At 68.9% G+C, this 20574-nt stretch carries 12 protein-coding genes and 1 pseudogene; 8 read left to right on the top strand and 5 right to left on the bottom strand.

Annotated elements, in window-relative coordinates; genetic code table 11:
- Window positions 1–115: 115 nt before the first annotated feature.
- Together ACTOWK_RS08115 and ACTOWK_RS08120 are read left to right on the top strand one after the other, a co-directional pair.
- Entirely contained in the window at window positions 116–2302 is a 2187-nt protein-coding gene (locus ACTOWK_RS08115) for a TonB-dependent receptor (protein WP_441329751.1), read from the top strand.
- A gap of 441 nt (window positions 2303–2743) precedes the next feature.
- A complete protein-coding gene (locus tag ACTOWK_RS08120; protein WP_441329675.1) occupies window positions 2744–6079 on the top strand; it encodes a hybrid sensor histidine kinase/response regulator in 3336 nt (1111 codons plus the stop codon).
- Window positions 6080–6439: 360 nt separating this feature from the next.
- Here ACTOWK_RS08120 and ACTOWK_RS08125 read toward each other — a convergent pair whose 3' ends face one another.
- Entirely contained in the window at window positions 6440–7105 is a 666-nt protein-coding gene (locus ACTOWK_RS08125) for a response regulator transcription factor (RefSeq protein ID WP_441329676.1), read from the bottom strand.
- Window positions 7106–7247: 142 nt separating this feature from the next.
- On the opposite strand from ACTOWK_RS08125, the gene ACTOWK_RS08130 reads away from it, so the two are divergent.
- Window positions 7248–9263, top strand: coding sequence for a 3-hydroxybutyrate oligomer hydrolase family protein (locus tag ACTOWK_RS08130; RefSeq protein WP_441329677.1), 2016 nt, complete (start codon window positions 7248–7250; stop codon window positions 9261–9263).
- Window positions 9264–9574: 311 nt separating this feature from the next.
- Window positions 9575–10189 (top strand): CDP-diacylglycerol--serine O-phosphatidyltransferase, encoded by a 615-nt coding sequence (gene pssA, locus ACTOWK_RS08135; protein ID WP_441329752.1) that lies wholly within the window; start codon window positions 9575–9577, stop codon window positions 10187–10189.
- A 328-nt stretch (window positions 10190–10517) separates the two neighbouring features.
- Here the strand turns inward: pssA and ACTOWK_RS08140 are convergent, their stop codons facing one another.
- The 4 genes and pseudogenes from ACTOWK_RS08140 to lexA all read right to left on the bottom strand — a co-directional run bounded on the left by ACTOWK_RS08140 (window position 10518) and on the right by lexA (window position 16624).
- Complete coding sequence (locus ACTOWK_RS08140) at window positions 10518–13661, bottom strand: error-prone DNA polymerase (protein WP_441329678.1); 3144 nt, start codon at window positions 13659–13661, stop codon at window positions 10518–10520.
- A complete protein-coding gene (locus tag ACTOWK_RS08145; RefSeq protein WP_441329679.1) occupies window positions 13658–15097 on the bottom strand; it encodes a Y-family DNA polymerase in 1440 nt (479 codons plus the stop codon). Before ACTOWK_RS08145 ends, ACTOWK_RS08140 begins: the two co-directional genes overlap by 4 nt.
- Before the next feature lie 232 nt (window positions 15098–15329).
- Window positions 15330–15953 (bottom strand): annotated as a pseudogene (imuA, locus tag ACTOWK_RS08150) (translesion DNA synthesis-associated protein ImuA); the annotation flags it as partial.
- An 8-nt stretch (window positions 15954–15961) separates the two neighbouring features.
- Window positions 15962–16624, bottom strand: coding sequence for a transcriptional repressor LexA (gene lexA, locus ACTOWK_RS08155; RefSeq protein WP_441329680.1), 663 nt, complete (start codon window positions 16622–16624; stop codon window positions 15962–15964).
- 414 nt (window positions 16625–17038) lie between these two features.
- On the opposite strand from lexA, the gene ACTOWK_RS08160 reads away from it, so the two are divergent.
- The 4 genes from ACTOWK_RS08160 to ACTOWK_RS08175 are packed head-to-tail and all read left to right on the top strand — an operon-like array spanning window position 17039 to window position 20494.
- Complete coding sequence (locus tag ACTOWK_RS08160; protein ID WP_441329681.1) at window positions 17039–17731, top strand: GbsR/MarR family transcriptional regulator; 693 nt, start codon at window positions 17039–17041, stop codon at window positions 17729–17731.
- Between the two features lie 55 nt (window positions 17732–17786).
- On the top strand, window positions 17787–18224 hold the full coding sequence (locus ACTOWK_RS08165) for a thiol-disulfide oxidoreductase DCC family protein (RefSeq protein WP_051884494.1): 438 nt from the start codon (window positions 17787–17789) through the stop codon (window positions 18222–18224).
- 13 nt (window positions 18225–18237) lie between these two features.
- Window positions 18238–19794, top strand: a complete 1557-nt coding sequence (locus tag ACTOWK_RS08170) for a TIGR01777 family oxidoreductase (RefSeq protein WP_441329682.1) — start codon at window positions 18238–18240, stop codon at window positions 19792–19794.
- A complete protein-coding gene (locus ACTOWK_RS08175) occupies window positions 19721–20494 on the top strand; it encodes a DUF4166 domain-containing protein (protein ID WP_441329683.1) in 774 nt (257 codons plus the stop codon). Before ACTOWK_RS08170 ends, ACTOWK_RS08175 begins: the two co-directional genes overlap by 74 nt.
- The last annotated feature ends 80 nt before the right edge of the window (window positions 20495–20574 follow it).

A 20574-nucleotide genomic window follows, 5' to 3' on the forward strand; every position in this document is an offset into this window, starting at 1 on the left:
CCATCGCGATCGCTACGAACGGCCGCTACAAACGGCCGCTACAAGGGGAGAGACACACGTGAAGCAAGGCAAGCAGACACGCAGCAAGATCGGTCACAGCACGCTGAGCCTGGCCATCGCCGGCGCGTTGCTGGCGCCGGCCGCCTGGGCGCAGGAAGCCGCGCCGGCCGCCGAGGCGCAGGCCAAGACGCTGGGTTCGATCACCGTGACCGCGCGCAAGCGCGAGGAGACTCTGCAGGAGGTGCCGGTCGCGATCACCGCATTCACGCCCGAAGCGCTGGACCGGCTCAATGTCGAGGACCTCAGCGATCTCGACGCGCAGGTGCCCAACCTGACCATCTACGCCGCGCGCGGTTCCAGCAGCACCATCACCGCCTATATCCGCGGCGTCGGCCAGTCCGATCCGCTGTGGGGCGTCGACCCGGGCGTCGGCATCTACATGGACGATGTCTACATCGCCCGCCCGCAGGGCGCCTTGCTCGATGTGTTCGACGTCGAGCGCATCGAGGTGCTGCGCGGCCCGCAGGGCACGCTGTACGGCAAGAACACCATCGGCGGCGCGATCAAGTACATCTCGCGCGGCCTGCCGACCTCGCTCGACGGCTTCGCTTCGGTCACCGTCGGCAACTACGGCCAGCTCGACGTCAAGGCCGCCATCGCCGGCCCCATCGGCGGCAGCACCCAGGGCGGCGATGCGACCCTGCGCGGCCGCCTCTCGGTGGCCAGCCTCAATCGCGACGGTTTCGGCGAGAACGTCGTCACCGGCCAGGACGTCAGCGATAAAGAGATTCTCGCCCTGCGCGGCAGCCTAGGCGCCTACGTCAGCGACGCGCTCGACATCCAGTTCGCCTTCGACTGGATGGACGACCAGTCCGGCGTGCGCGGCGCCAAGATGCTCGCCGCCAACCGCTTCGCCCCGGGCCAGGCGCCGCTGAATTCGCGCTACGACATCCGCAGCGGCATGCCGAACATCAACGACACCACCATCAAGGGCGCGTCGGCGACGGTCAACTGGCGCGCCAGCGAGGACTGGAGCTTCAAGTACGTGCTGGCCAAGCGCGAGTCCGATACCGAGACCAACATCGACTTCGACACCCTGCAGAACAAGATCGCCGACGTGAAGGCGTTCTACAGCGACCAGCAGATCACCCACGAATTGCAGGCCAATTACGACGGCGGCGGCCGCGCCCGCGGCGTCATGGGCGTGTACGCCTTCGACGGCGAGGCCGGCGGCCAGGTGCTCAACAACTTCTTCAACCTCAGCTTCGGCGACACCCAGGGCACGGTCTTCACCGAGAGCATCGCCGCCTATGCCGACTGGACCTTCGACCTGACCGACAAGCTCAAGCTCGACGTCGGCGTGCGCTACACCGACGAGGACAAGCGCGCCAAGGTGCTCAACCGCGGCTACCGCGACGCCAGCTTCAGCGTGCCCAACGGCCTGGTCGCGGCGAATTTCGACCGCAAGATCAATTTCAAGAACACCTCGCCGAAGATCTCGCTCGACTACCAGATCGCGCCCGACATCTTGCTGTACGGCCTGGCCACCCGCGGCTTCAAGTCCGGCGGCTACAACATCCGCGCCCAGGCCGCGGCGGTGCCGCGTTCGGCCGAGCCCTTCGACGACGAGGTCGTCGACAGCTTCGAAGTCGGCAGCAAAATGGCCTTCTTCGACCAGCGCCTGTTCTTGAACCTGGCCTATTTCCATAACGACTACAAAGACATTCAGCTGTCGGTGTTCACCGCCTACGACAGCAATGGCGACGGCACCAACGACGCTTTCTTCGGCGATTTCACCAACGCCGGTTCCGGCACGGTGCAGGGCCTGGAAGTCGAGTATCAGTGGCTGCCGAACGAGCACTGGCTGATCTCGGGCAACCTGGCTTGGCTCGACGCCAAGTACGACGAGTTCATCTACGCCGGCGTCAACATCGCCGACGAGCAGGAGTTCACCAACGCCCCGGATTTCTCCGGCGCGCTCAACGTCGAATACCGCACCGACCTGAGCGACGGCAGCAACCTGTCGGCGCGCGTGGGCTATAGCTACCAGAGCGACGTGGTGGCGACCACCGAGATCATCCGCACCGGCGCGGTGCCGATCACCCAAGACGGCTATGGCCTGGTCAACGCCGGCGTGACCTGGAAGAGCCCGGGCCCGTGGACGGTGTCGCTGCAGGGCACCAACCTGGCCGACAAGGAATACCGCACCACCGGTTACAGCCTCAACTCGGCCTTGGGCGTCTACACCGGCTTCTACGGCCCGCCGCGCCAGTACACGCTGTCGGTGAAGTACGCGTTCTGATCGTTGCCACGGCGACCGACGACGCCGCCGTGGCGGCGTGAATCCTCTGCCAGGGATGGCGGGGATTCGTTTTGCTCGGCTTGAACTCGGACGTTGAGAAGCGAAAGCCGAGAAGCAAGAAGCGAAAAGCTGAGAGCTGAGAGCAAATCCCCCTCGGTCCCCCTTTTTCAAAGGGGGAAGTACTTCGGGGCGATTCGTTCGCTTCCGAAGCTCGCGCCGTTCTTCCTCCACGAGGAGGGGAGTGCTTGAGGAGGGGATCATTCTCCACCCAAAACCTATGCTGTTCCCCCCTTTGAAAAAGGGGGGCAGGGGGGATTTGCCTCTGCCTTTGCCTTTGCTTTCGCCGTTCCACAGCCAAAGCCGCAGCCCAGCCAATCCAACCCCCATCCGCCGCGGCGAAGCGCTGCGCTATCCTGCGCCGATGCGTCCCGTCGCCGCCTCATGCTGAGCCTCACCGTCGTCGCTCTCGCCAGCCTGGCCTGGCTGGCGCTGATGTTCGGTACCGCGCTGTTCGCCGAGCGGCGGCCGAACGTGCTGGCGCGGCATTGGCGCCACATCTACGCGCTGTCGCTCGCGGTGCATTGCACCTCGTGGACCTTCTACGGCACGGTGACCCAGGCGGCGCGCTACGGTTGGCCATTGCCGCCGACCTTCCTCGGCTCGATCCTGTTCTATGCGCTCGCGCTCGGCTTCATGGTCAAGCTGGTCAAGCTGGCGCGCGAAACCAACGCGACCTCGCTCGCCGACCTGATCGCCACGCGCCTGGGCAAGGACGCCTGGCTCGCCGCGCTGGTGACCTTGATCGCCGCGCTCGGCCTGATCCCCTACATCGCCCTGCAGCTGAAAGCCGTGGCGATGAGCTTTGCGATGCTGACCACGAGCGCGACCGACGGCGGCGCGCTGCCGGCCTGGCGCGACAGCGCGCTGTACGTGGCCCTGGCGATGGCCTTGTTCGCGATGCTGTTCGGCACCCGCCGCGCCAGCGCGGCCGAGCACAACCGCGGCCTGGTCCTGGCGATGGCCTTCGAATCGGTGTTCAAGCTCGCGGCGATGCTCGCGCTGGGCGCCTTCGTCTGGTTCGGGCTCGGCGACTTGCCGCAGGCGACAGCCGCTGTCGTCGACGCACCGGCGCAGCCGGCCGGCGGTTTCGTGCCGCTGGTACTGCTCGGCGGGCTGGCGATGTTCATCCTGCCGCATCAGTTCCACGTCGCGGTGGTCGAATGCCGCGATGAAGCCGACGTGCGCACCGCGCGTTGGCAGTTCCCGCTGTACCTGCTGCTGATCGCGTTGCCGGTGCTGGCGCTGGCCAAGGTCGGCCAGTCCCTGCTCGGCAGCCAGGTGCCGTCGGACCTGTACGTGCTGGCCTTGCCGCTGGCGCAAGGGCACGAGTCATTGGCGCTGTTCGCCTTTCTCGGCGGGCTCAGCGCCGCCACCGGCATGGTCGTGGTCAGCACCCTGACCCTGAGCCTGATGATCGGCAACCACTGGTTCGCGCCGGGCCTGCTGCGCGGCGCCTGGGCGCGCAACGACGACTTGCGCGGGCGCGTGCTCGCGCTGCGCCGCGCCGGCATCGTCGCGATCATGCTGCTGGCCTGGGGCTATAGCCGGCTGATCGCCGGCAGCGAGGCGCTGGCCGATGTCGGCGCGGTGTCGTTCTCGGCCTTGGCCACCTTGGCGCCGGCGCTCGCGTTCGCGGTGTGGCGGCCACAGACGCCGGCGCGTGCGGCCTTCGCCGGCATCGTCGCCGGCTTCGCCGGCTGGGCCTGGGTGTTGCTGCTGCCGATGTTGTACGAGGCGCGCGGCTTCACGCCACCGTGGTTGCACGAGGGTCCGTTCGGCTGGCACTGGCTGGCGCCGGAACGCTTGTTCGGTCTGACCGGTTGGAGCCGGCTCGGCCGTGCGGTCGGCGTTAGCTTGTTCATCGGCACCTTGGCGACCGTGTTGATGGCGCTATGGCGGCGCGAATCGCCGCGCCACGCGCGCCGCGGGCTCGATGCGCAGACCTTGCGCGACGCCGGCCTGCGCTTTCTCTCGCGCGAACGGGTCGCGCAATTGCTCGACGGCGTGCCGGCCGGCGGCGCGGTCGACGCCACGGTCGAAGCCGGGGTCGAGCGCGAACTCGCCGCGGTGCTCGGTTCGGCCTCGGCGCGGGTGTTGCTGGACGCGGCGCGGCGCGAGGCCGGGCGCGACCTCGACACGGTCGCGGCGATCGTCGGCGAGGCCTCGGCCGACCTGCGTTTCAATCAGCGTTTGCTCGAAGCGGCGTTGCAGAACATGAGCCAGGGCATCAGCGTGGTCGATGCGCAATTGCGCCTGGTCGCCTGGAACCGCCGCTACGCCGAGTTGTTCGGCTATCCGGCCGAGTTGCTGCAGGTCGGCCGGCCGATCGCCGATCTCGCGCGCTGGGCGATGCAGCGCCTGCCGATGCAGGCCGATATCGAATATTCGTTGGAACGGCGCCTGGGCTTCATGCGCGCCGGCACCGCGCATCTGTCCGAGCGCGTGCTCGCCGACGGCAGCATCATCGAAATCCGCGGCAACCCGATGCCCGGCGGCGGTTTCGTCGCCACCTTCACCGACGTTACCGCGTTCCGGCGCGCCGAGGCGGGCCTGATCCAGGCCAACGAAACCCTGGAGCAGCGCGTCGCCGAGCGCACCGCCGACCTCGAAGTCGCGACCCGCGAGGCCGAGCGCGCCAACGAGGCCAAGAGCCGCTTCCTCGCCGCGGTCGGCCACGACCTCATGCAACCCTTGCACGCCGCGCAGTTGTTCACCGATGCCTTGGCGCAACAGCTCGCCGAGCCGGCGCAACGCGAGACCGTGGCCCAGATCGGCGGCGCGCTCGATTCCACCGGCGATTTGTTGACCGGTTTGCTCGACATGTCGCGTTTGCAGGCCGGCGGCCTGGTGCCGCAGCCGCGCGAATTTCCGTTGGCCGAAGTGCTGGAACCGTTGGCCTCGGAGTTCGGCGCGATCGCCGCCGCGCGCGGCCTGCGTTTCCGCTATGTCGCTTCGCGCGCGTGGACCCGCAGCGACCCGCAGTTGTTGCGCCGGGTATTGCAGAACTTTCTCGCCAATGCGGTGCGCTACACCGCGCAGGGACGGGTGCTGATCGGCGTGCGCCGGCGCGCCGGCGGCTTGTCGATCGAAGTGCACGACAGCGGCCCGGGCATCGCGCCGGAGCAGCGGACGATGATCTTCGAGGAATTCCGCCGCGGCGAGGACGCGCCGGGGCAGGGCCTCGGCCTGGGTCTGTCGATCGCCGACCGCATTGCGCAGCTGCTCGACGCGCCGCTGAGCCTGCACAGCCGCGTCGGCCACGGCACCGCGTTCGGCGTGCGGGTGCCGAGCCTGCCCGCGCCGCAAGCGATGGCGCCTGCCAGCGAAGCGCGCAGCATCGCCGGGCTGCGCGTGCTCGCGGTCGACAACGACCCGCAGGCCTTGAGCGCATTGAGCGAGACGCTGCGGCGCTGGGGCTGCGCGGTGGTCACCGCCAGTGTCGGCGAGGACGCGCGCCGGGCCATGCGCGAGCAACCCGCGGCGCTGTGGCTGTTCGACTACCACCTCGACGACGACGACACCGGCGTGGCCCTGGCGCAACGGCTCAGCGGCGAGTTCGGCGCGCGGCCCTGCCTGCTGTTGAGCGCCGACACCGGTGCTGCGGTGCGGCAATCGGTGCATGCCGCCGGCTGGTCGCTGCTGGCCAAACCGGTCAAGCCGCTGGCTCTGAAATCGGTGCTCGACCGCTTGCTCGCCGCCGGCGGAATCGCACGCTGAACAGCCTCGCCGGGCCGTCGTCGGGCCGGATTGCGGGTGGTGACCAAGCGTGAGCAAAGTCAAGAAAATCAGCTGGTCATTTTCTCGCCAACTCTATTGCAATGCTTGTGTAGCAATGCATTCGCTATGGTTCGCAGATAACTGTCCGCAGGCTTGTCCACAGGCTGTGTGGACAACACGGACGACAAAAACGGTAAACAGCCTGAATGTGCCAACGTCGGCGCCGCGCACTTCGTCGCAGGCCTATCACGATTCGCGATGGCGTGCGCAGTCTTGACGGCGCGAGTGTCCGACGCTAAGCGCCACCAAGCCATCCGGGGTCGAGCGGCGGACGCGCAACGTCCGAGCCGACGCTTGCGCTCAGTCTTCGATTCGCCGCGCCGGGTCGGACAATTCGAGTTCGCGCAAGACCACGCCGGCGTGGGTGCGGTTGCGCACGCCGAGGCGGTCGAAGATCGCCGACAGATGCGCCTTGACCGTGCGTTCCTGCACGTCGAGGCGATCGGCGATCTGTTTGTTGAGCAGGCCTTGCGCGACCAGGGTCAGCACCCGGAATTGCTGTGGCGACAGACTGGCCAGACGCGAGGCGAGGTCGGCGTCGCCGCGCTCGCTGTGAGTGCGCGCGACCGCGACGCGCAACGAAGCCGGCAGCCATTGCTCGCAGGCCAGCACCGCGCGGATCGCATCGCGCAATTCGTCCAGGCCGGAACTCTTGGGCAGATAGCCGGCGGCGCCGTGGTCGAGCGCACGCCGCACCACGCGCGGATCGTCGTTGGCCGACACCACCGCGACTGCGGTGCCCGGGTATTGCGCGCGGATCGCCGCGAGCCCGGCCAGGCCGTGGTTGCCGGGCATGTGCAGATCGAGCAGGACCAGATCGATGCCGGGCTCGGCTTCGAGCGCGGCGAGGGTGTCGTCGAGCGTGCCGGCTTCGCGGATCGCGGTGTCGGGCACGGCATCGGCCGCGGCCTGGCGCAGCGCGGCGCGGAACAGCGGATGGTCGTCGGCGATCAGCAGGGTCGGCATCGCCCTAAGCCTAGCAGGCCGGGCGCATCGGCCGCGGCCGCCGCGCCGTATGCAAGGCTGACTGTACGAACGGCGGGCGCAGGAACGGCAGGCTGTACGAAAGTACGATGAGGCGCCGGGCGCGACTTGCTAGCCTGCGAGGATGAGCGCCCAATCCCTTCGCACCGCCGCGGCCACCGCCGCCCTCGTCCTGCTGGCTTGCGCGGTATCGCCGGTGGCGGTCGCCGCCAAGCAGCGCCCTGCCGCCCCGAACGCCCGCCAGGAAGCCGCATCGATGTTCAGCGCCGAACGCCAGACCGAGCATCGCGGCGAACACGACGACCTGCTCAGCGCCGGCCTCGGCCTCGACGGCTTGCGTGCGATGGTGCCGCCGGCGTTCGCCGACGCTGCACATCCCTCCGCTGCGGAGTTGCGTCGGCGCGCGCTGTGGACGAACTGGCGCGGCATCGCCGATCTCGCCCCGGGCGGCGGCTACGGCGAACTCTACGGCAGCGTCGCGCGCGTGCCCGGGCGCGAGTTCAGCGCATTCGCCACGTTGAGCGGGGCCAAGCAGCCGCATCGCGTGCTGGTGCAGGTGCCCGATGAGTTCGACGCCAAGAAACGTTGCCTGGTGGTCAGCGCCTCGTCGGGCTCGCGCGGCATCTACGGCTCGATCGCGGTCGCCGGTGCCTGGGGTCTGCCGAAAGGCTGCGCGGTGGCCTACACCGACAAGGGCGCGGGCACCGACTATTTCGATTTCGACGCCGGCATCGGCGTGCGCGCCGACGGCACCACCGGCCCGGTCTCCGAAGGCGGGCTGGCCTTTACTCCGAGTGCAGGCGAACGCGAGGCTTCGAAGGGCGTTGCCTTCAAGCATGCGCATTCGCGCGACAACCCCGAGGCCGACTGGGGACGGCACGTGCGTCAGGCCGCGCAGTTCGGTTTGCGCTCGCTCGACCAGGCCTTCCCGAAACAGGCGCCTTTCACCTTCGCCAATACGCGGGTGATCGCGGTCGGCATTTCCAACGGCGGCGGCGCGGTGCTGCGAGCGGCCGAACTCGGCGACGAGGGCCGGCCCGATAAAAGCACGCACGATAAGGACGGGCTCGATAAGCATTGGCTCGACGCGGTGGTGGCCGGCGAGCCGAACGTCTACGTCGAAGGCGCGCGGCCGTTGTACGACTACACCACCGAAGCCGCCTTGCTGATGCCCTGCGCCTTGTTGCACAAGCCGCTCGGCGCGATGCCGGTGGCGCCGATCAGCGGCGACAGCGCCGAATCGTTCTGCAACTACGCCGCCGCCCTGGGCATGCTCGGCGATGCCGCCGGGCAGGCGACCACGGAGGTGCGTGCGCAGGCCGCCTACGAACGCATGCGCAGCAACGGCTGGAGCGACGAAGCGTTGCGCGCCGGCGCCTTGTCGGTCAACTTCGATCTGTGGCGTGCGGTCGCGGCGACCTATGCCTCGGCCTACGGCCGCTTCAGCGCCGCGCAGCCGCCGCGCACGCGCAATCCCGACCAACCCTGGGTCAGCTACGTCTACGGCGCCGGCCAGGTCGCCCCGGGCGCGCCGATCAGCGAACGCGTAGCAAGCGAAGCCGAACGTGCCGCCTGGTGGTCCGATGCCAGCGGCATTCCGCCGGGCGCGGGCGTGTATCTGTTCGGCCCCGACGCGGCGCAGGCCGGGCAGCGTCTCGCACCACTGGCCGGCCTGCGCGAACTATGGAACGGCGAACGCCTCAGTGAACCGGGGAGCGAGCAGGACGCCGAGCGCGGCGTAGCGCTCGCCGCCGCGCAGCAGCGCGTGCGCAAGGGCATCGAGGCGACCCGCGCCGCCGCGCCGCGCAAGGACCTGCCGATCGTGGTCGTGCACGGCCTCGACGACGGCCTGATCCCGCCGGCCTTCAGCAGCGCGCCCTATGTGGCGATGGCGCGCCGGTCCAGTGCGCAGGTGCGTTACTGGCAGGTGCGCAACGTCCAGCACTTCGACGCCTTCCTCGGCCTGCCGGCGCTGAGCACGCGTTACCTGCCGTTGTTGCCGTATATCTACGAGGCGCTCGACCGCGTCGACGCGCACCTCGACCAGGGCCAGCCCTTGCCGGCCGATGCGCTGATCGAGACCGCGCCGCGCGCGCAAGGGCAAGCCTTGAAGGCCGCCGACCTGGCGATCCCGCGCTGAGGGCCCCTGCGCGCCGTTCATCGGCGCGCGAGCAGGCGCGAACGTGGCGTTCATCGGCGCGCAAGCCGGGCGCGAACGAGGCCTTGATCCGCGCACAACCGCCGCCGCGCAGGTCCGAGCAGGCCCTGCGCGGTTCGCCGTGCGCTTGATTGCCGGGGCGCGGCCGCTTGCGAGGGGGTATGCCGAGGGCCGATGCCGGCGAGGATCGATGCCTTTGCGACCTCCGCCTCTTGCGGCGGGCGCATAGGCTTTGGCAGGCTGAACGCCCTTCCTGGACGGCCCCACCGCCGTTCGCCACGGAGCAGCACCGCCTGGCGCGTCATTTTTCGATGCTCCGCGAATTCCATCTCGCGGACTGGTTCACCCTCGCCAACGCCTTCTGCGGCACCGGCGCGATCTTCGCTGCGATGCGTTTCCTGCAGGAAGGCGGCGTGCGCGACCTCATGATCGGCATGGCGCTGATCCCGCTGGCCTTCATCTTCGACGCCCTCGACGGCCGCGTCGCGCGCTGGCGCAAGTCCTCGTCCACGCTCGGGCGCGAGCTGGATTCGCTGGCCGACGTGATCTCCTTCGGCGTCGCGCCGGCGGCGCTGGCCTATGCCTGCGGCCTGCAGGGCGGCTGGGACTGGGTGGTGCTGAGCTATTTCGTCGGTTGCGGCGTCAGCCGCCTGGCGCGCTACAACGTCACCGCCGAGGCCCTGGCCGGCGACGAGGGCAAGGTCAAATACTTCGAGGGCACGCCGATCCCGACCAGCCTGCTGCTGGTGATCGTGCTCGCCATCGCCGCGGTGCAGGGCGACATCGGCTCAGACCTGTGGCTGGGCATGTTCAAGCTCGGGCCCTGGCAGTTCCATCCGCTGGTGCTGATGTTCGCGCTGTCGGGCTCGCTGATGATCAGCAAGACTTTACGCATTCCCAAGCCCTGAGCGAAGGCCTTATGGCAGTTCCTGTGTCGAAAGCGGTGGCGTTCGATGGGGCAGGAGCAAATCCCCCCAGCCCCCCTTTTTCAAAGGGGGAGCAGCATCGGTGCTTTTTCAGAGGTGAGAGCCGCAATGGTGGGGATGGGTCTCGGGGAGTGCTGAGTCCTTAGCCGTCGGCATTCGTTGTCGCTTGCTCTCTCGCTACCCAGCCGCTCATCAGTGGCGCCCCCCGAGCGTCCCCACCAGGCCTCTCCCCGCTTTGGAAAAGGGGGGCAGGGGGGATTTGCTTTTAGCTTTAGCTTTCGGTTTCCCGCATCGAAGTCATTGCAACGCTTCAGTGGAAGTCGCGCGAATGCGTGCTCAGGCTGCCGAGCAGGGCGGTCAGGTCTTCCATGCGCGAGACGATCAGGTTCTGCACGCCGTCGACGCGTTCCAGGCGTGCGTCGATCGCCATCAGCCGCGCTTCGACCAGGACCCGGCGCTGGCGCTGGGCGAGATCGCGCCAGACAATCGCATTGACGGTGCCGTCCTCGTCTTCAAGGCTGAGGAAGGTCACCCCGCCGGAGGTTTCCGGATGCTGACGCACGGTCACCAAGCCGGCGAAACGTATCAGGGTGCCGGTCTCGGTCTTGGCCAGTTGCGAGGAACGCCGGCAGCGCCGCGCGTGCAGAGTGCTGCGCAGCAGCGACAAGGGATGACGGCCGAGGGTGGTGCCGAGCAGGGCGTAGTCGGCCTGCACGTCTTCGCCGGCGGTCGGCAACGGCAGCGACACCGGCGTCTCGTCGCGGGCCACGCCGGCGAACAGCGGCAATTGCGTGTCGACACCGGCGACCGCCCAGCGCGCGCGGTGGCGATGGCCGGCGAGCGCGCGCAGCGCGCCCGAGTCGGCGAGCAGGGCGCGTACGCGCGCATCGATGGCGGCGCGTGCGCACAGGTCTTCGACGTCGCGCCACGGCGCCCGCACCCGCGCATCGGCGATGCGATCGGCCGAGGCCTCGTCGAAACCGTTGATCAGGCGCAAGCCCATGCGGATCGCATGCGGATGCTTGCCGACCCGGCCGTGCACCGGCTCCAGGGTGCAGTCCCATTCGCTGTAGCGCACGTCGACCGGCAACACCGCGACGCCGTGACGGCGCGCGTCGTGGAGGATCTGCCCGGGCGTGTAGAAGCCCATCGGCATCGAGTTGATGACCCCGCAGGCGAACGCGGCCGGGTGGTGATGCTTGAGCCAGCAGCTGACATAGGTGATCAGGGCGAAGCTGGCGGCGTGCGACTCGGGAAAGCCGTAGCTGCCGAAGCCCTTGATCTGCTCGAAGATGCGGTGGGCGAAGTCTTCGGTGTAGCCCCGCTTGAGCATGCCCTCGCGCAATTTGTCGCGATGCGGTTCGAGCCCGCCGTGGCGTTTCCAGGCCGCCATCGAGCGGCGCAGCTCGTCGGACTCGCCGGGCGTGTAGCCGGCGGCGACGACGGCGATCTGCATGACTTGCTCTTGGAACAACGGGATACCCAGCGTGCGTTCGAGCACGCCCTGAAGATCTTCCGATGGATATTCGATTTCACTCTTTTGCAGTTTGCGCCGCAGCAGGTAGGGATTGACCATGTCGCCCTGGATCGGCCCGGGCCGCACGATCGCGATCTCGATCACCAGGTCGTAGAACGTGCGCGGACGCAGCCGCGGCAGCATCGACATCTGCGCGCGCGATTCGATCTGGAACACGCCGATGGTGTCGGCCTCGCAGATCATGTCGTAGACCGCTTCGTCCTCGCCGCGGGCGAGGATGCCGGCCATGTCGAGCTGGCCGTGGCCCTGGCGCTTGAGCGAAGCGAAGGTCTTGCGCACCGCGGTCAGCATGCCCAGGGCCAGACAGTCGACCTTGAGGATGCCCAGGGCATCGAGATCGTCCTTGTCCCACTGCACCACGGTGCGATCGTCCATCGCCGCGTTCTCGACCGGCACCAGGGTGTGCAGCGGCCGCTCGGAGATCACGAAACCGCCCGGGTGCTGCGACAGATGGCGCGGGAAGCCGTGCCGCACCAGATGCGCGGACAGCGCGACCACGCGTTGCAGCAGGGGCGAATCCGGGTCGAAGCCGCGTTCGCGCAGATGCTCGGGCAAGGGCACGTCCTCGCTCCAGCGGTCGAGCGTGCGCGCCAGCTCGCCGATCTGGTCTTGCGGCATGCCCAGGGCGGCGGCGACGTTGCGCACCGCGCTGCGGCCGCGGTAGCTGATCGCCACCGCGGTCAGCGCCGCGCGTTCGCGGCCGTAGCGGTTGAACACGTATTGCAGTACTTCCTCGCGCCGTTCGTGCTCGAAGTCGACGTCGATGTCCGGCGGCTCGTTGCGTTCGATCGACATGAAGCGCTCGAACAGCATGCCCATGCGGACCGGGTCGATCTCGGTGATGCCCAGGGCATAGCAGACCACCGAATTCGCCGCCGAACCGCGGCCCTGGCAGAGAATGTCCTTCGAGCGGGCGAAAGCGACGATGTCGTGGACGGTGAGAAAATAGGACTCGTAGTTAAGCTGAGCGATGACGCGCAACTCGTGCTCGATCTGTTTCCGCACATCCGCCGCCACGCCGCCCGGCCAACGCGCCGCGGCGCCTTTCGCGACCAGGCGCGGTAGCCAGCTCTTCGGGGTTTCGCCGGCCGGAATCAGCTCGTGCGGATATTGGTATTCGAGATCGCGCTTGAGGTCGAAGCGGCACATCGCCGCGATCCGCAGGGTTTCTTCGAGCATCGCGCGCGGGTAGATCGCCGCGAGCGCTTTGCGGATGCGCAGGTGGCGCTCGCCGTTCGGGAACAGGCGGTGCCCGGCCTCGGCGACGGTGGTGCGATGGCGGATCGCGGTCAGCACGTCCTGCAGCGGGCGGCGTGCGCGCTCGTGCATATGCACGTCGCCGGCGGCGACGGTCGCCAGGCCATGGCGCGCGGCCAGCGCCTGCAGTTCGGCCAGGCGAGTGTCGTCGTCGGGGCCGCGATGCAGCTCCACCGCCAGCCACAGGCGCGCGCCGAAACGTTCGCGCAGCCAAGCCGCGTGGGCGTCGTCGGCTTCGTCGCCGTCGGGCAGCCACAGCGCCAGCAGGCCTTCGCAGCGGCCATCGAAATCCTCGCGCAGCGAGCGGTATTCGCCTTTCTTCGCGCGTCGCCGCGCCTGGGTGATCAGGCCGCACAGCGAGGCGTAACCGACCGGCTCGGCGACCAGCAGCACGACTTTGGGCCCGCCGTCGATGCGGATCTCGCTGCCGACGATCAGCGCCAGCCCGGTCTGTTTCGCCGCCTGCCAGGCGCGCACGATGCCGGCCAAGCTGCACTCGTCGGTGATCGCCAGGGCGCTGTAGCCCAGCATCTGCGCGCGCTCGAACAACTCGCTGGCGATCGAGGCGCCGCGCTGGAAACTGAAGGCCGACAGGCAATGCAGCTCGGCGTAGTCGGGTAGGGTGCTGCTGGACAGGGTGCTGCTGGGCGGAGTGCTCATGCGAACCAGCCGTGCAGGATCAGCGGGCCGTCGCCGCCGGCGCTGCGGTAGGCCCAGGCGCGCTGGCCTTTGACGGTTTCGACCAGGTAGTAGTCGCGGCGCACGTCGTCTTCGTCCCACCAGCCCGATTCGATGCGCTCCGGGCCGGCCAGGACCCGAGCGATCTTGTCGTGCAGCGGCTCGGGTTGGCGCAGCAGCCAACCCGGGCGCGGCACTTTGCGTGCGTGTTTGTCGGTGCGCGCGGCGATGTCGCCGGGCAGGCTGCGCCAGGCGCGTTCGGGACGATGGTCGGCTTGCGGCGCCAGCCCTTGCACGCCGTCGTCGCCGAGCCGTGCGCGCAGGCGTTCGCGCAACTGCGTCCACGGCAGCGCCTGTTGCGGGCGGGTGTCGAACAGGTCGCGTCGCGCCGGCACGAACGGCGGCAAGGCCTCGGCGAGCAGGCGCAGACCGACCACCGCCGCCGGCAGTTGCGCCTGCTGCAAGCGCCCGCGTGCGAGTTCGAACAACATCGTCGCATCGCGCTCCGGTGCGAGCAGGCCGACCGCGATCTCGCTCGGCGGGTGGTTCTGGTGATGGGCGTGGCGCTCGTGTTCGAGGATCAGCTTGAAGCGCTCGACGCCGCCGTCGCGGCCGGACAGATACGCCGACAGGTCGGCGGTGAGCCGGCGCAGGGGAAACAACAGGGCCAGGCTGGATTCGACTTCGTGGCCGAGTTCGATGCGCGCGTCGAAGGCGTCCGGCGGTTGGAAGTAGAGCAGCGGCGGCGTCGCCGCGCCGCGCAGGGCGTCCAGGCGGATCAGCACTTCCTGGCCGAAACGTCGCGCCAGCGGCGCGCGCGGCAGGGCGAAGACCGCGCCGAGTTTGCGCAGGCCCATGCGCTGCAGGGCTTCGACCGTGTCGGCGTCGAAGCCGCAGCGTTCGATCGGCAACTTCGCCAGCATCGCATCGAGCCGGTCTTCGTCGCAGCACAGGCCGTCTTCGATATTGCTCAGCACGCGCGCGGCATGGGGGTTGGGCGCGGCGGCGATGCGATGGCGGAAGCCCAGCTCGCGCAACTCCTGGGTGAGACGTTCGCGCAACTGCGGCCAAGGCCCGAACAAACGCCGGCTGCGTCCTACTTCGAGCACGATCGCATGGGGAAAGGCGGTGCTGACCTGCGAGCTGTAGCGATAGGCCCAGGCGGCGAGCAACTGGCGCGCCTGTTCGGCGGCTTGCGGGTCGTAGTCGACGGTCTGGAAACCATCGGCGATCGCCTGCGCGGCGATCAACGACATGCCGGGTTTCAGGCCGAGCGCGCGAGCGCCGGCGTTGACCGCATACAGGCGCCGCCGCGCCTGCGGGCCGTCGACCAGGGCCAATGCGCGCTCCGGTTCTGCATGTCCGCGCTGGACTACGTCCAGCGCCAACTGCGGCAAAAGCAGGCAGGCCCAGCGCATCTTCGCCGGCTCAACGCGGGTGCAGGGTCAGGACCGGCGCGGGACGCGCCGGCGGCGATGGATCATGCCGCGTGCTTGGGCCCGGCTGCGCGGCGAGGCGGATCGGTTGCACGACGGCGGCTTCGCTGCGGTTCGGTTCGCGGTCGCTGCCGCTGCCACTGTGGAGAGCATCGATGCGCTCGGCTTCGATACGCGCCGTAACTACAGCCTCGCCCATGACGTCGCGCGCGCCATGGGCGAACGCGATCGGCCGGGTCGGCGCATTGCCGCCGCGGCATTTGAGCACGCGCAACTGCCGCGGTGCGGTGTCGATGGCGATGCGCAAGGCCGCCGGCGACGGGTTTAGCGCAGCGCGGCTATCGCGCAGGGCGAAGCCCAGGCACTGCCCGGTCTCGGCCGCGACCTGCAGTCGGCGCAGCGCGCGGTCGTCGGCGCGCTGCGGCCAGCACAGCACCGCGGCGCAAGCGCCCGAACGCAGGCATTGCTCGGTCGCCCACAAGGCGTCGCGATGCTGGGCGCGGATCCATTGCAAACGTGCCGGTACTACGCCGGCATCGCGCCAGGCCGGCGCATACGGCACGAACGGCGGATCGACCAGCACGATCATGCGCCCGCCGTGCAGAGCATCGTCCTGCGACAGCCGCGCCAGCGCCGGCCACAGCAGTTCCAGTTCGCCGACGCCGTTGGCCGGCAACAGCAACTCGCTCAGGGCCGCCTCGGGCCAGCCACCGGTCGGCAGCGCGGCATCGAGCGCGGCGTGGCCGGTGGATTGCGAGGACGGCGCCAGGTTCGCCGACTGCCCGCGCCAGACCTGGCGGGTGTCGATCAAACGGTCGAGCGCGACGATGTTGCTCATGGCCGCGCTCAGGCCCGGCGTACCAGGCCGCAGTAGATGCCTTCGATCGCGAAGTCGGCGTCGGCGGCGATCACGATCGGCGCGTAGTCGGGATTGCGCGGCAACAACTCGATGCCGTCGGCGGTGATCTTCAGGCGCTTGATGGTGATTTCCTCGCCGATGCGCGCGACCACGGTCTGGCCGTTGGCGGCGTCGCGGGTGCGGTGCACGGCGACGAGGTCGCCGTCGAGGATGCCGTCTTCGCGCATCGAATCGCCCTTGACCCGCAGCAGATAGTCCGGGCGCGGCGAGAACAGCAGACGGTCGATCAGGACATGGCTTTCGGCCTCGGCGGCGGCGCCGATGGGCGCGCCGGCGGCGACGCGGCCGAGGACCGGCAGGGACAGGCGCGGGTCGTTGGTGGTGGGCGCGCGCGAGGCGTCGTCGACGTCGTGCGCCTCGAACTCGCCGTCGAGACCGGCCTCGTGGACCAGGCGGATGCCGCGGGCGCGGCCGGGCAGCAGCTCGATCAGCCCCTCGGCCTGCAGGGCCTGCAAGTGGTAGCCGGCCGAGCGGTTCTGGCGGAAGCCGAAATGCGCGGCGATCTCCTGCTGCGACGGCGGCAGGCCGTCGGCGGCGATGCGTTCGCGCAGGTAGGCGAGGAGGGCGCGGCGGGTGTCGGTCAGGCTCATGTACTAATCTTAGTAACAAATGGGCAAGCCGGTAAGACTTGATCGAAGCAGCCGACGGATGGTCCGGCGGCTCGCTCGGCGAGCCTGCGTCGGGCCGGTCGCGCAGGGTGAGATCGCGGCTTCGTGCTTTGGGCTTCGTGTTTTGGGGCTTGGGGTAGGAGCGGCGCAAGCCGCGACGTCTGGCCGGGAGGTTGCCGCTGGTCGAAAGCTGCGCCGCTTCGGAATGATCCGAAGGGCCTGCGTATTCGGGCTTCTAATGGTCTGGCATCGCAACGGCGTCGTTGCTGCGGCTGCGTGTCGCGGCTCGCGCCGCTCCTACCCAGAGCCCAGGAGGGCGACGCCCCGACGAACGGAGATTGACGCCGGCCGGATCATTCTTTAATTTCTGTCTAAACAGAAATAAGAGAAAACCCCATGCAGCTCAGCCCGCTCCAAGAGAAATTCATCCTCCACTGGGGTGAGATGGGCAGCCGCTGGGGCGTCAACCGCACCGTCGCCCAGATCCATGCGCTGTTGTTCCTGTCCGAGCGCGCGATCACCGCCGACGAGATCTGCGAGACCCTGAGCCTGGCGCGCTCCAACGTCAGCACCAGCCTCAAGGAACTGCAGGGCTGGAACCTGGCCCGGGTCACCCACGTGCTCGGCGACCGCCGCGACCACTTCGAGACCTACAAGGACGTCTGGGACATCTTCCGTGCCGTGGTCCAGGAGCGCCGCCGGCGCGAGATCGAGCCGACCCTGAGCATGCTGCGCAGCTCGGTGCTCGACAGCGCCGTCGCCCCGGCCGACCCGCGCGACCAGCGCACTCTGGAGCGCATGCGCGAGGTGCTGGACTTCATGGAGACCGGCACGAGCTGGATCGACGAGATGAACCGGCTCGACCCCAAGACCCTGATCAAGCTGCTCAAGATGGGCGCGCGCATCCAGCAGTACGTGCGCGGCCCGGTCAAACCGCTGCCGCCTCCGCAGGCGCCGCCGGTCGAGCCTTATGCCGAGGCGGTCGATGACCTCGAAGCAGGCCCTGATGCCAGCCAGCCTGAAGCCGGCCAGCCCGAAGCCCGCCATGCGCGCGCCGGCCGCGCGGGAGCTGCAGACGACCCGTCCTGAGCGTTTTTTTGCCCAGTAATTTCTCTAATTACCGAAATAACTGTAGGAGCAGGCCATGAGCAAGCACGATCCCGTCCCGCACGCCGTCATCGCCCTGTACGACCACGCTTGTCCGCTGTGCCGTACCGAGATGCACCGGCTCAAGGCCCACGACCGCCGCGGCCGGCTGCAACTGGTCGACATCGCCGCGCCGGAGTTCGATGCCGCGCAATGGGGTTTCGAGCTGGAAGCCCTGCGCAATGCCTTGCACGTGCGCCTGCCGAACGGCGAATGGCGGATCGGCGTGCCCGGCATCGCCGAGGCCTATCGCGCGGTCGGCCTGGGCTGGTTGACCTGGCCGCTGCGCGTGCCCGGAGCGGGGCGCATGGCCGCGCGCGCTTATCGCTGGATCGCGCCGAACCGGCACCGCGTGTCGCGCTGGCTCGGTTATCGCGAGGCCGGGCACGAGCCGGCGCCGCGCTGCGACAACGAGCATTGCCCGACCCACTTCTGAGCGGAGCGCGATCATGGAACGTGTCTTCATCGCCTTGCTGCTGATCCAGGTCGTGCTGGGCGCGATCGACACCGTCGCCCATCACGAACTGATGGAAAAACTCGCCAACCGCCGCAGCGCCGCGCTCGAACTGAAACTGCATTCGGCGCGCGCCTTCATCTACGGCGCGTTGTTCCTGGTGTTCGCCTGGCTGCATCCGCAAGGCCTGTGGCTGGCGCTGGTGTGGAGCCTGGTGCTGGTGGAAGTCGCCATCACCCTGTGGGATTTCGTCGTCGAGGATGCGACCCGCCTGTTGCCGCCGACCGAGCGCGTGCTGCACACCGTCCTCGCCGTCAACGGCGGCGCGATGTTCGCCGTGTACGCGCTGGCGACCGCGCAGGACTGGAGCGCGCCGAGCGCCTTGCTGCCGGTCTCGCACGGTTGGGCCTCGTGGGCGCTGAGCGCCGCGGCGCTCGGCATCGGCGTGTCGGCGCTGCGCGACGGACTCGCCGCGCGCGTCAACGCCGCCGAGCCGGCGCCGCGCGCCTTGCTCGCCGATCAGCCGCAGACCGGTTTCCTGATCAGCGGCGGCACCGGTTTCATCGGCACCGCCCTGGTCGAAGGCTTGCTCGCCGGCGGCCATCGGGTGACCGTGCTCAGCCGCGATCCGCGCCGCGCCGCCCTGCGCTTCGGCGGCCGCGCGCGCTGCATCGCCGACACCGCCGAACTGCGCGACGACGAGGCCATCGACGTGGTGGTCAACCTAGCCGGCGCACCGGTGGTCGGCCCGCGCTGGTCGCCGGCGCGCAAGCGTGCGCTGCGCGCGAGCCGCCTCGACACCACCTATGCCTTGCGCACCTGGTGCGAGCGTTCGCAACGCAAGCCGGCGCTGTGGCTGCAGGCCAGTGCGGTCGGCCTGTACGGTGCGCACGCCCGCAGCGGCCCGGAATTGCGCGAGCCGGCGGCGCAGGCCGGCGACTTCGCCAGCGAGCTGTGCTGCGACTGGGAACGCGCCGCTGCGCCGGTCAGCGAGTGGGGTGTGCGCCTGACCACGATGCGTCTGGGCCTGGTCCTGCACCGCAGCGGCGGGGTGTTGCCGATGCTGTCGTTGTCGGCCTCGCTCGGCGCCGGCGCGGTGCTCGGCGACGGCAAACAGTGGTTCGCCTGGGTGCATCTGGACGACGTGCTGCGTTTCGTCGAACAAGCCGTCGAGCATGTCGGCATCCGCGGCCCCTACAACTTGGTCGCGCCGGGTGGCTGCAGTCAGGCCGACTTCACCCGCGCATTGGCGCACAGCCTGTATCGGCCGGCCTGGCTGCGCATGCCGGCCTGGCCGCTGCGGCTCGCGCTCGGCGAGATGTCGACGATGCTGCTCGACGGCCCCAAGGTCGAACCGCGTCGCCTGCTCGATCAGCGTTATCGCTTCCTGCATCGCGACCTGGACAGCGCGCTAAGCGCCGGTCGCGAACGTGCTTGCCGTTCTACTTATTCGGGTGACGAACACCCAGGGGACCAACATGGAACTGTTGAATCCGGCCGACATGAATCCGGCCGACATGAATCCGGTCGCATCCATTCCGGCCTGCTTTAAGCCGGCCGGCGCAGCTCCGGTGAGCGCAGCATCGACGACCGATGGCGGCCTTGCCGGTTCGCGCGGCGAAACGCGTTTACCCGAAGCATCCAGCGATCTCGCCGCATTGCTGCGTGCCGCGCTCGGAGCGCGCTGGAAGTTGCTGCATCCGCATATCCAGGCGCGCTTCACCCTCGGCGACGGCGAGGCCCAGGCCGAATACGTCGGCAACATGCATCAGGTGCGCTGCACCCGCCTGGGCGGCCTGTTCGCGCGCGCGATCCGCTACGCGCGGGTGCTGCCGCACCAGAACGCCGATGAAGTGCCGTTCCGTTTCGACGTGCAGCCTTTGCGCAGCGGCCTGGGCTGGATCAAGACCCGCACCTATCACTTCATCGACGAGGTGTTCAGTTTCCGCTCGCGCATGATCCTGGGCGAAAACGGCGAGCTGCTCGAGCATTTCGGCGGCGGCCTGGGCATGCGCGTGCGCCTGGAAGTGCTGCCGAACCGGCTGGTGTTCGTCGACCAGGGGTTTTTCCTGCACTGGCGTGGCCTGCGTTTGCCGCTGCCGCGGCCGTTCTGGCCGGGCCGCTTCGTTCTTGTGCATAGAGACCTCGACGCAGCGCATTTCGAAGTCACCATCGATGTCGTGCACCCGTGGTTCGGACCGCTGTTCCATCAGGACGGAACCTTCGAGCGCATGGAGGCGGCGCGGGTCTGACGGCGAAGGAGACGCCGGCAAGGGCGCAAGGAAGTGCCGACAAGGACGGCGCCGGGGCCATGGACGGCCTGGCGCGGGGG

The sequence above is a fragment of the Lysobacter sp. CA196 genome, from assembly GCF_052078695.1.
GTDB lineage: Bacteria > Pseudomonadota > Gammaproteobacteria > Xanthomonadales > Xanthomonadaceae > Lysobacter.